The following is an 11,893-nucleotide window of genomic DNA, read 5'->3' as shown; positions in this document are numbered from 1 at the left end:
AATTGTTGCCCGCTGATGGTAACCCTCTCTTCATCATAAATAATAAAAAGGTGTATGCGTGCAGAAGTACTTCATTGAAGCGCGTAGTTTGTTGGCCCTGGCGATCCCGGTAATCATCGCGCAAATATCGCAAACTGCCATGGGCGTGGTCGATACCATTATGGCCGGTGCTTACAGTGCCACGGATATGGCCGCCGTGGCCGTTGGCACATCGATCTGGCTCCCGGCCATTCTGTTTGGTCACGGCCTGCTGTTGGCCCTGACTCCGGTGATTGCCCAACTGAACGGCGCAGGCCGCCGCGATCGCATTGCCCATCAGGTGCGCCAGGGCTTCTGGCTGGCGTCAGGGGTTTCGGTGCTGATTATCGTCGCCATCTACAACAGTAAATTGGTCATCGATATGATGCACGGTATCGATCCCCAGTTGGCGGATAAAGCCGTCGGTTATCTACATGCCATTATGTGGGGAGCTCCCGGCTATCTGTTCTTCCAGGTGGTACGTAACCAGTGTGAAGGGCTTTCAAAAACCAAGCCCGGCATGGTGATTGGCTTTATCGGTCTGCTGGTCAATATTCCCATTAACTACATTTTCATCTACGGCAAATTCGGTATGCCTGAGCTGGGCGGTGTCGGTTGCGGCGTCGCCACCGGTAGCGTGTATTGGATCATGTTCCTGCTGATGCGCTGGTATGCCAAACACGCATCGTCGCAGCGTGATATCAAATTGGCCGTTGGCCAGCGTCGCGGCCCAGATTGGCAAACCCTGAAGCGCCTGATCGGCCTTGGCATGCCGGTCGCGCTGGCTCTGTTTTTTGAAGTGACGCTGTTTGCGGTCGTGGCGCTGCTGGTGTCACCACTGGGTATTGTCTCGGTTGCCGGGCACCAGATTGCCCTGAACTTCAGCGCGCTAATGTTTGTACTGCCGCTGTCGCTCGGCGTCGGTGCCACCATCCGCGTTGGCCACCGCTTGGGGGAACGGTCGGTGGAAGGCGCTCGGGTCGCGGCTTACTCAGCGATTGGCGTTGGTATTGCCATGGCGTGCTGTACCGCGCTGTTCACCACGGTTTTCCGGGAGCATATCGCCCTGCTGTATAACGACAGCCCGGCGGTGGTAGCCATGGCGTCACACCTGATGCTGCTGGCAGCCATTTACCAGATCTCCGACTCGGTGCAGGTGATCGGCAGCGGTATCCTGCGTGGCTACAAAGATACCCGCTCGATTTTCTACATCACCTTTGTCGCCTATTGGATCCTGGGGCTGCCCAGTGGCTATCTGCTGGCGCTGACGGACTATGTTGTTCCGGCCATGGGGCCAAGCGGTTTCTGGATTGGCTTTATCATTGGCCTGACCTTTGCCGCCATCATGATGGCATGGCGCATGCACTGGCTACAGCGGCAACCTGCGGCCTTGATCCTGCAACGTTCCACCCGTTAAGGCTATTTGCCGGTCGGTGTTATGCAGACCGGCGAGTTCCCCATCAATCTTTGCAGAAAAAACCGCCTCGCTGCGCATAAGCTCAGCAATCGCGTGAAATACCAAATAAAATTGTGCTTTTCCCCTTGCCAGCAAGCAGGTAGCTCGTTAATATTCGTCCCCGCTGTCAGCCATGACAGATAGGAAAAGATGCGTCCGTAGCTCAGTTGGTTAGAGCACCACCTTGACATGGTGGGGGTCGATGGTTCGAGTCCATTCGGACGCACCAAATTCCTGTAGCAACTCAGTGCGTCCGTAGCTCAGTTGGTTAGAGCACCACCTTGACATGGTGGGGGTCGATGGTTCGAGTCCATTCGGACGCACCACTTCTTTTCAGGTTATCTCCCTTTTCTAGCCAAATTTCATCATTAGTAACGGTATTACAGCGATACTTCATCGGGTATCATCAACACAATACCGGTTAAAGGCAGCTTTTCTCATGTTGATATTTAAAGCTGAGACGCCGTTCGAGTGTCTCGACAATGGTCTTGCCCGCCGTGAAGGGCGAATGAGTGATCAAACGCCAGCAACGGAAGTGAAATTTACTGCCGGTGCGTTTGGCCAATTGCAAAAGCGGCCGTACCCACAGCAGATCCAAATCCTTTCTGGCGAATTTGAATTTACCGTCGGTAATGACATTCACACCATTTTTGCTGGGGAAACGCTGCTGATCCCTGCCGCAACCTTATTTGGCTGTTTTTGCCTGGTTGCGGGTAGCCTGCTGGAAATTCCACAGCACGCTTAAATGACGCGAGTTCGTGAGCAGTAACCTATATAAGGTTGTGATTTACCAATCAGTTTCCCTTCTGGCGCTCGTCAAATTGTTTACAGTAAGGTTATTTGCGCAACAAACCGCTACTGCTGATTTGCATTTGCGCCACATTTGCCCCGGTTTTGACTAAACCTGCCATACGCATCGGTTTTTTGTTTTGTTTCCCACCACAGAGCCCTTATAATGCGCAACGTCTTTCAGTTGAATGGTTTCAGCCCTTGATCTGCGAAAACGCAATAACGACAATTTCTCATCCCATCATTATGCGCAGCATACCCGCGCCTCAGCAGCGGCTGAATTTTTCCACATCATTTTTACTGTGGTCACCTATTCTTAACTATGTTTTGCACTACCAGGCACGCTTCAAATCCCTTACCGATGGCCCGGCCACCGGTATCGTTCGTTTTATCATCCATCACAACTTGTAGAAAAAATCGTCATGAAAAAGACCAAAATTGTTTGTACCATCGGCCCAAAAACCGAATCGGAAGAAATGCTGACCAGCCTGCTGAGCGCAGGTATGAACGTAATGCGCCTTAACTTTTCCCATGGCGATTACGAAGAACATGGCAACCGCATCAAGAACCTGCGCGCCGTACTGGCGAAAACCGGTAAAACCGCCGGTATCCTGCTGGATACCAAAGGCCCGGAAATCCGCACCATGAAATTGGAAGGCGGAACTGACGCCGCTCTGGTGGCTGGCCAGACTTTCACCTTTACCACCGATCAAAGCGTCATCGGCAATAAAGAACGTGTCGCAGTGACCTACCCTGGTTTCACGGCCGATCTGAAAGTGGGCAATACCGTGCTGGTGGATGATGGTTTGATCGGGATGGAAGTCACCGCCGTTACTGACAAAGAAGTGGTCTGTAAAGTGCTGAACAACGGCGATCTGGGTGAAAACAAAGGCGTTAACCTGCCAGGCGTTTCCATCCAACTGCCAGCACTGGCGGAAAAAGACAAACTCGACCTGATCTTCGGCTGCGAGCAAGGCGTAGACTTCGTTGCAGCTTCGTTCATCCGTAAACGCTCCGACGTGCTGGAAATCCGTGAACATCTGAAAGCGCACGGCGGCGAAAACATCCAGATCATCTCCAAAATTGAAAACCAGGAAGGTCTGAATAACTTCGACGAAATCCTCGAGGCCTCTGACGGCATCATGGTTGCTCGTGGTGACTTGGGTGTCGAGATCCCGGTTGAGGAAGTGATCTTCGCGCAGAAGATGATGATCGAAAAATGTAACCGTGCACGCAAAGTGGTGATCACCGCCACCCAGATGCTGGATTCGATGATCAAAAACCCGCGCCCTACCCGTGCTGAAGCCGGTGACGTAGCCAACGCCATTCTGGATGGTACCGATGCCGTGATGCTGTCCGGCGAAAGCGCCAAGGGCAAATATCCGCTGGAAGCCGTGACCATCATGGCGACTATCTGCGAACGTACCGACCGCGTGATGCCAAGCCGTATCGAAACCCAGAACGACAGCCGCAAGTTGCGCATCACCGAAGCCGTCTGCCGTGGCGCTGTCGAAACGGCCGAAAAGCTGGATGCACCATTGATCGTGGTGGCAACCAGCGGTGGTAAATCGGCCAAGTCAGTGCGCAAATACTTCCCTAACGCCGTCATTCTGGCGCTGACCACCAATGAAATCACCGCACGCCAGTTGATCCTGAGCAAGGGCGTCGTGACTCAGATGGTGAAAGAAATCGCCTCTACCGATGATTTCTATCGCATTGGTAAAGAAGCGGCGCTAGCCAGTGGACTGGCACATAAAGGCGACGTCGTGGTGATGGTTTCCGGTGCTTTGGTACCGAGTGGCACCACCAATACAGCTTCGGTTCACGTACTGTAATTAATATACGTGACAATAAGTGCTCTGACTAAAACGCCGCTTTGCGGCGTTTTTTTATCCTTCGCCAACTGTTTTCTAAAAAACGCAACCGCTAACTGCTCATTATTTAGCTAATTTCAATGAAGAGTGGTCCGTTGTAATGGGGCTGTTTTCCTTCGTTTTTTTAACTATTTTGTAAAACAAGATGCAAGTTTGAGCGAACGATCAAAATAAAGGGCCCTAATACAAAAAAATTATTCTCTTTCGAAAAAAGTTTGTGTAATACTTGTAACGCTACATGGAGATTAACTCAATCTAGAGGGTGTTATAATGAATCGTACTAAACTGGTACTGGGCGCGGTAATCCTGGCTTCTACTATGCTGGCTGGTTGCTCTAGCAATGCTAAAATCGATCAACTGTCTTCTGACGTTCAGACTCTGAACGCTAAAGTTGATCAGCTGAGCAACGACGTGAACGCAATCCGTTCTGACGTTCAAGCAGCTAAAGACGACGCAGCGCGCGCTAACCAGCGTCTGGACAACCAAGCACACACTTACAAAAAGTAAGTTAGCTTCGGTAATTAAAAACGGTGCACAATGTGCGCCGTTTTTTTTGCCTGCCATTCCCACTCGGAACCTCCCTTTTCATCTTGCCAACTCTCTTTAATGCCTGTTTATAGGCAAAAAAAGAGGCCCAGCATGCTGGACCTCAGTATTCTCTAAAACCGACTTAATTGACTGAACTGATCGGAGCCCCTGTTGGAGCCGCGCTATTTGCGCTCTGAGGCTCCACTGGCGCTAAAGAAACCTCATCAGGCTCCTGACCTACGCTCACCAGCACAGGCATGCCAGAGCGCCGTACAACCGCACTGTCGAACACGGCCTTATCCGTCAGTTGATCGCTCGCAAAGGCTTTCTGGTTTTTAGAAAGCGAAATAGGCATGGTCTGTGGATCGTCACTGTCCACTCTCGACAACGGCTGATGCACTTCCACATAGCGTTTACCGTCAGGTTCAACGGAAACCTTCACCGGCTCATTGATGATCTGCACCCGCATACCTTGAGGGATCATATTAAACAACGCTTCGATATCCGTTGGGCGTAAACGAATGCAGCCAGAGCTGACGCGCATGCCAATGCCAAAGTTGGCATTGGTGCCGTGGATCAGATATTGGCCATGCCCCATCGATAGACGCAGGGCAAACAGCCCCATTGGATTCTCTGGCCCGGCCGGGATCACCGCCGGAAGTATTTCCCCCTGAGCCGCGTAGCGTTTGCGGATATTGGCGGTTGGCGTCCAGGTTGGGTTCGGGATCTTCTGGCTAATCGACGTCACCTGCAACGGAGTATTCATCCCGGTCTGGCCAATCCCGATCGGATAGACGATGACCTTATCTTCGCCTTTCGGATAATAATACAGACGCAATTCTGCCAGGTTAACCACAATCCCTTCGCGCGGGGTATCAGGCAACAGCATCTGCGTCGGGATCGTCAATGCAGAGCCCGGCGTTGGCAGATAGGGGTCGGTGCCTGGATTAGCCTCCAGCATCCCCAACAGACCAATCTTGTAATCAGCAGCAATGGCCTCGAGCGAGCGCCCATCGTTCGGCACATTGTAAATAATGTTTTCACCAATCAGGCGGCTACCCGGTGGCGGCAATGGGTATTCATTCGCACTGGCGGTTTGGATGCCTGTCAGCGCGGTGGCAAACAGTATGCCTATTAAAGTCAACGTACGTTTCATTCTCATCCCTATTCTTAATCACACCCTTCAAGCTTGATGCCACTGCACAAAGCTTTGGGTATACAGTTCAATCACAAGACTATCTGGCGCTTGTTGGTGGGTAAATCAGATAAACACTCGAATGATACTAACAAGAACAGGAGTAAAGGCAATAAGTCGTCTAAAAATCAACATGTTATAACATAATCAATGCATCAGATTGTCAACGGAACGTCAATGAGTAACATGCTGAAATACCACTGATTTAGCGGGAAAAAGCGAGGGATTGATCGGGATTGTAAAGGCTCATTGACATTAAACCGGTATCAATGAGCCAAGGTTCTAAGTGAACTGCGCGGCTTTACTGCGAATAGCGCGGATCATCGCCTCAAGCCCCTGAGCGCGCGAAGGCGTCAAATGCTGGCTGAGCGCCAGTTCAGCGAAGAATGGCCGCACGTCCAGATCGATAATCTGCTGTGGCGTGAGTTGGTGATACAGAATAAACACCACCGCCAGCAAGCCTTTCACGATAGCCGCGTCGCTGTCGCCATGGAACGCAATCTCCCCTTCGGCCTGTTTACGCAGCGCAATCCATACCTGGCTCTGGCAACCGGCAATCAGGTTCTCAGCCTGCCGATCGGTTGCGGCCAACGGCGGCAATTGGCTGCCCAGTTCGATCACGTACAGGTACTTCTCTTCCCAATTCAGGCAACGGGAAAAGTTACGCACCAGTTTGTCTTTGTCCGGCAAGTTTGCCATGAGGCTCCCTTCTGTGATGCAAGGCGTTATCCAAGTAACCGGTTGATCCGCTGTAACCCAGCGACCAACCGGTCCACCTCTTCCCGCGTATTATACAGCGCCAACGAGGCACGACACATGCTCGGCACAGCGTAGAAGGCCATCAGCGGCATCGCGCAGTGGTGCCCGGTGCGAATGGCGATGCCGTACTGATCCAAAAAGCTGCCAACGTCATAAGCATGATGCTCACCCAGGTTAAAGGCAATCACGCCTGAACGCTCTACTGGGCCATAAATCCTTAGCGTCGGCACCTGTTTCAGCGCCTCCAGCGCGTAATGCATCAGCGACTGTTCGTAATCGTGGATCGCATCCAACCCCAGATCGTTCACATAATCAATCGCAGCACCCAGCCCCATGATGCCAGCGCTGTTTGGCGAGCCCGCCTCAAAACGCCACGGTGGCGCAGCAAACGTGGTGCCTGTTGTCAGATTGACCTGCTGGATCATCGCACCGCCCCCTTCCCATGGCGGCATCTGTGCCAGCAGTGACTGCTTGCCATACAGAATACCTATCCCAGAAGGCCCATAGAGCTTATGGCCGGAGAACACATAGAAGTCACAATCCAGCGCCTGCACGTCAACCCGTTGGTGCATCACCGCCTGCGCACCATCCACCAGCACCTTCACCCCAGCGGCTTTGGCCACAGGAATGATTTCACTCAGTGGATTGACTGTACCCAGCACATTGGAAACCTGAGCGATCGCCAGCAGGCGGGTTGAGGCATCAATCAGGCCCGGCAACTGTGCCAGATCCAAGGTTCCATCCGGCTGTAATGGCCAGATGCGCAGCTCGATCCCCCGCTCCTGCGCTAGCATCTGCCAAGGCACAATATTGGCGTGGTGCTCCATTTCGGTGATGATGATATTGTCACCCGCAGCCAATAAATGGCGGCCAAAGCTGTTAGCCACCAGATTGATCCCTTCGGTGGTGCCTTTTACAAACACGATCTCTTCTGCCGACGCAGCATTGATAAAAGCAGCCACCTGCCCACGCACCGCTTCCATCTGCTGCGTGGCTTCTGCACTCAGCAGATGTATGCCACGGTGCACGGCGGCGTAGCCGTGGCGATAAAAATCCAGTTCACGGTCAATCACTCTCTGCGGTTTCTGCGCGCTGGCGGCGCTGTCCAGATAGGCCAGCGGTTGCCCATTCACTTCGCGTGCCAACAAGGGGAAATCGCTACGCACCCGTTCCAGGGGATAACTCATGCAGCCTCCTTCGGCAAACGTTCAGCAATGCGAGCCAACACCTGTGCGCGAATGGTGGGATTGGCGATCCCTTCCGTCAGTTCTGCGGCAAAAGCAAAAATGATCATCCGCTGTGCCGCCGGTTTATCAATCCCGCGTGATTGCAGGTAGAACAGTTGCTCGGCATCGATGCGCCCTACGGTGGCACCATGGCTGCACTTGACGTCATCGGCGTAAATTTCCAACTGCGGTTTGGTGTCCACCTCCGCCACTTTCCCCAACAGCAGGTTATGGTTGGTCATCTGACCATCCGTTTTAATCGCGTGCTGTGCGACTTTGAGCATGCCGTTGAACACCGCCTTGGCGCGATCGCTGACCACCGTTTTGTGTAACTGGCGGCTTTCGCCATAGCCTTGGTTATGCTCCAGATAGGTTCGGGTATCGCACACCTCTTTGCCCACCGGCAGCACCAGGCTGTTGATCACCAGATTGGCCCCTTCTCCGTTCAACTGCGCGCTGGTGTTATGGCGAGTTAGCCGCGCGCCAAGCAAGAAACTGTCACTTTTTACCCGTGCGTCACGGCCAACCACCAGATCGTTGTGCGCAAAGTGGTAGCTGCCCTGGTTTTCAAACGCCAGCTTACAGTGGAGCAATACGGCATTGTCGCCAATCGTCGCAGTCAGGCGTGCACCGGTAAAATGCGCCGCTGAACCCAAGCTGACGTAGTGCTCGATCACTTCCGCCTGCGCGCCGGTTGCAATGTTCAGATGGTGCCGGTGATGTACGGTATTCACCTCTCCGTCATCGCCACGCCCGCTGCTGATATGCAGCAGATAGAGCGGTTTTCCGGGCGCTTTACCGGCTGGCAAATGGATCACACGGGTTTCCTGCGCCAAGCTTTCAGTCAGATGCAGGAAAATCTCCGGCTGAATCGGCTCCGGCAGCGTTGGTGGTGCGCTCTGTAGCTGATAGTCACCCAAGTCCTTGTCGCTTAACTGCGGGCAGAAGCGCCCATCGATAAACACCAGACGATAGGCATCGATCTTCAGCGCCAAAGCATCGCGCTGGGCAGCAGTAAACGTTCTCCCCACAGGTTCCAGAAACTGTTGATCCAGCAGAGCGTCCAGCGGAGTATATTTCCAGTTTTCCTGCTTGCGGGTTGGCCAACCAAGGCACAAAACCTGCTGCCAATGTGCCAAAGCATGAGGTGAAGATTCGCCGCCGCGGGCTGCGAACAGACTGTGCATCTGTTGTAGCACCGGCGAATTATTGTTGGTCGGAAAGCCAGCCATAGCCCTGCTCCTCCAACTGTTTCACCAAAGAGAAATCGCCGGATTTGACGATGCGCCCTTGGGAAAGGACATGCACATGATCTGGTTGGATGTAGTCCAGAATGCGCTGGTAGTGGGTGACGATAATAAAGGCACGATTGCCGTTACGCAGCGAGTTAACGCCGTTCGCTACAATCTTCAACGCATCAATATCCAACCCGGAATCAGTTTCATCAAGGATGCATAAATCCGGCTCCAACGCCGCCATTTGCAAGATATCGTTACGTTTCTTTTCGCCCCCCGAGAAACCGACATTTACCGAACGGGTCAGCAGATCGGCGGGCATACTCAGCAGCGCGATCTTCTCCTCAATAAAATCGGCGAAATCGAAGCGATCGAGCGCCTGTTGCCCACGATATTTACGCACCGCGTTAACCGAGGTTTGCAGGAAAAAATGGTTGCTGACGCCGGGGATCTCGACCGGATACTGAAACGCCAGAAAAACCCCTTCACCGGCGCGAGCCTCCGGCGCCAAGGCCAGCAGGTCTTTACCTTTGAAGCTGATTTCACCGGTGGTCACCTGATACTCTTCACGCCCGGCCAGCGTGGCGGCCAGCGTACTTTTGCCTGAGCCGTTCGGGCCCATGATGGCGTGCACTTCACCCGGCTTAATCTCCAGATTCAGGCCCTTGAGGATCTCGTTACCGTCTGCGCTAACGTGCAAATTCTTGATACTTAACATACTGTGTCCTCATTGGCGTGCTTAGCCCACGCTGTGCTCCAGGCTGATCGCCAGCAGTTTCTGTGCCTCAACGGCAAACTCCAGCGGCAGTTCGGAGAAAACATCCTTACAGAAACCATTAACGATCATCGAGATAGCATCATCTTCGCTGATGCCACGCTGCAAGCAGTAGAATAACTGGTCGTCACCGATCTTCGAGGTGGTGGCTTCATGTTCCAACTGAGCGCTGTTGTTGCGCACCTCCACATATGGGAAGGTATGTGCGCCGCTGTCCGGCCCAATCAACATCGAGTCGCACTGGGTAAAATTGCGCGCGTTTTCCGCCCCCGGCAGGATCTTCACCAGGCCACGATAGGTATTCTGGCTGTGCCCGGCGGAGATCCCTTTGGCAATAATGGTGGATTTGGTGTTTTTGCCGATATGGATCATCTTGGTGCCGGTATCGGCCTGTTGATGGCCGTTGGTCAGCGCCACAGAGAAAAATTCGCCGACGGAGTTATCCCCTTGCAGGATCACGCTGGGGTATTTCCAGGTGATCGCCGAACCGGTTTCCGACTGCGTCCACGACATTTTGGAACCGGCACCCTCGCACAGCGCCCGCTTGGTGACAAAGTTCAGAATCCCACCTTTGCTTTCGCCCCCGGCAAACCAGTTCTGCACCGTGGAATATTTCACTTCGGCATCTTTATGCAGGATCACTTCCACCACCGCCGCATGCAGTTGATAGCTGTCGCGCACCGGCGCTGAACAGCCCTCAATGTAGCTGACGTAGCTGCCCTCATCGGCAATCAGAATGGTGCGCTCGAACTGGCCGGTTTTTGCCGCGTTGATGCGAAAGTAGGTGGACAGCTCCATCGGGCAACGCACGCCTTTCGGCACATAAACAAAGGTGCCGTCAGAGGCCACCGCAGCGTTGAGCGCGGCAAAGAAGTTATCGTTATGCGGCACCACGCGGCCCAGATACTTGCGTACCAGATCCGGATATTCTTGAATTGCCTCACTGAACGAGCAGAAAATCACCCCGCTTTCCGCCAGTTTCGAACGATAGGTGGTGGCCACAGAAACCGAATCGAAGATGGCGTCTACCGCCACCTCACTGCCTTCGCGCACCGGCACGCCCAGTTGGGTGAACGCCAGTTCCACTTCGCTGGTCAGATAATTGTTTTCCGTCACCGCACCAGGTTGCTGCTCAGCCCCCGGCTGAGAGCCGCAGGCGTCGTCACAATGGCCGCAAGAGGGGGCAGAATAATAGCTGTAATCCTGATAATTCAGTTTGTCGTAGTTGGCTTTCAGCCAATGCGGCTCTTCCATTTGCAGCCAGGCACGGTAGGCCTCCAGGCGGAATTCCAGCATCCACTCAGGTTCATTGCGCTTGGCGGAAATGGCGCGTACCACCTGTTCATTAATGCCCTTGGCCAACTCATCGGTGGCCAACTGGGTGAAGAAACCCTCTTTGTAACGACCCTCGCTGACCCAAGCCTGTACATCATGAGTCACTTCTACCTTGCTTCGCGTCATGTTGATAGCATCGCTCAAACGCCAAAGCTCTCACCGCACCCGCAGGCGTTCTGAGCTCTAGGGTTATTGAATTTGAAGATCTGATTCAGCCCATCGCGGACAAAATCCACCGTGGTTCCATCAATAAACGGCATCGCTTTCAGTGGCACATACAGCACCGCGCCATCACGTTCGAAGCGCAGATCGTCTGCGGCTGGCTCGCGCGTCAAGTCCAGCACATAGGCAAAACCGGCGCAGCCTGATTGCTTCACCCCAAGCCGCAGCCCCAAGACCTGCGGATCCTGCTGCGTTAATTTGATAATTTGCATAACTGCACTGTCGCTGAGCGAAATGCCTTGCCAGACACTGTCTGCCAAAGAGAACGTACCGACATCTTCCGTTTGCATAAGACCCGCCTCAATCTGGTGTTTCACCATGACAAATAAACATATATATAAAATACCTATTTATGCATCTTGTCTGTCGCAAAAATGCGCTTCGTTGCTTTAAGTTTAGTCGTTACTGAGTTTTTTGAACCACTGGCGGCCAAATGAACTGATTGGAGGGAGTATGAGAGAATGGCCCGCAGACTGGAGTT

Annotated in this window: 11 protein-coding genes and 2 tRNA genes; 6 read left to right on the top strand and 7 right to left on the bottom strand. The window is 53.3% G+C overall.

Annotated features, from left to right (window positions below; all coding sequences use genetic code 11):
* Positions 1-58 precede the first annotated feature (58 nt).
* The 6 genes from AC2A1E_RS18460 to AC2A1E_RS18435 all read left to right on the top strand — a co-directional run bounded on the left by AC2A1E_RS18460 (position 59) and on the right by AC2A1E_RS18435 (position 4,644).
* Positions 59-1,435 (top strand): MATE family efflux transporter, encoded by a 1,377-nt coding sequence (locus tag AC2A1E_RS18460; protein ID WP_484384959.1) that lies wholly within the window; start codon positions 59-61, stop codon positions 1,433-1,435.
* A 191-nt stretch (positions 1,436-1,626) separates the two neighbouring features.
* Positions 1,627-1,703 (top strand) — tRNA-Val (locus tag AC2A1E_RS18455).
* A 20-nt stretch (positions 1,704-1,723) separates the two neighbouring features.
* Positions 1,724-1,800: transfer RNA gene (locus AC2A1E_RS18450), tRNA-Val, on the top strand.
* 113 nt (positions 1,801-1,913) lie between these two features.
* Positions 1,914-2,219, top strand: coding sequence for a cupin domain-containing protein (locus AC2A1E_RS18445; RefSeq protein ID WP_484384958.1), 306 nt, complete (start codon positions 1,914-1,916; stop codon positions 2,217-2,219).
* A 466-nt stretch (positions 2,220-2,685) separates the two neighbouring features.
* Positions 2,686-4,098 carry a pyruvate kinase PykF gene (gene pykF / locus AC2A1E_RS18440; protein WP_484384957.1) on the top strand — a complete coding sequence of 471 codons (1,413 nt, stop codon included), beginning with the start codon at positions 2,686-2,688 and terminating at the stop codon, positions 4,096-4,098.
* A 309-nt stretch (positions 4,099-4,407) separates the two neighbouring features.
* Positions 4,408-4,644, top strand: a complete 237-nt coding sequence (locus tag AC2A1E_RS18435) for a major outer membrane lipoprotein (protein ID WP_484384956.1) — start codon at positions 4,408-4,410, stop codon at positions 4,642-4,644.
* Positions 4,645-4,807: 163 nt separating this feature from the next.
* On the opposite strand, the gene AC2A1E_RS18430 is transcribed toward AC2A1E_RS18435, so the two are convergent.
* The 7 genes from AC2A1E_RS18430 to sufA form a co-directional block, all read right to left on the bottom strand.
* Positions 4,808-5,821 (bottom strand): L,D-transpeptidase family protein, encoded by a 1,014-nt coding sequence (locus AC2A1E_RS18430; protein WP_484384955.1) that lies wholly within the window; start codon positions 5,819-5,821, stop codon positions 4,808-4,810.
* Positions 5,822-6,142: 321 nt separating this feature from the next.
* On the bottom strand, positions 6,143-6,559 hold the full coding sequence (gene sufE, locus AC2A1E_RS18425) for a cysteine desulfuration protein SufE (protein ID WP_484384954.1): 417 nt from the start codon (positions 6,557-6,559) through the stop codon (positions 6,143-6,145).
* A gap of 26 nt (positions 6,560-6,585) precedes the next feature.
* On the bottom strand, positions 6,586-7,806 hold the full coding sequence (gene sufS / locus AC2A1E_RS18420) for a cysteine desulfurase SufS (protein WP_484384953.1): 1,221 nt from the start codon (positions 7,804-7,806) through the stop codon (positions 6,586-6,588).
* The gene (gene sufD, locus AC2A1E_RS18415) at positions 7,803-9,077 is read right to left on the bottom strand and encodes a Fe-S cluster assembly protein SufD (RefSeq protein WP_484384952.1); all 1,275 of its coding nucleotides are present in this window, start codon (positions 9,075-9,077) and stop codon (positions 7,803-7,805) included. Before sufD ends, sufS begins: the two co-directional genes overlap by 4 nt.
* Positions 9,052-9,798 carry a Fe-S cluster assembly ATPase SufC gene (gene sufC, locus AC2A1E_RS18410; protein WP_484384951.1) on the bottom strand — a complete coding sequence of 249 codons (747 nt, stop codon included), beginning with the start codon at positions 9,796-9,798 and terminating at the stop codon, positions 9,052-9,054. The genes sufD and sufC overlap by 26 nt, the downstream gene beginning before the upstream one ends.
* Positions 9,799-9,819: 21 nt before the next feature.
* Positions 9,820-11,316, bottom strand: coding sequence for a Fe-S cluster assembly protein SufB (sufB, locus tag AC2A1E_RS18405; RefSeq protein WP_484384950.1), 1,497 nt, complete (start codon positions 11,314-11,316; stop codon positions 9,820-9,822).
* A 14-nt stretch (positions 11,317-11,330) separates the two neighbouring features.
* A complete protein-coding gene (gene sufA, locus AC2A1E_RS18400) occupies positions 11,331-11,702 on the bottom strand; it encodes a Fe-S cluster assembly scaffold SufA (RefSeq protein WP_484384949.1) in 372 nt (123 codons plus the stop codon).
* Positions 11,703-11,893: the final 191 nt, after the last annotated feature.

The sequence above is a fragment of the Serratia sp. HNCC26DJ206 genome, assembly GCF_057180605.1.
Note: the sequence above shows the minus strand (reverse complement) of the source record. Positions and strands in the feature narration are given on the sequence as shown.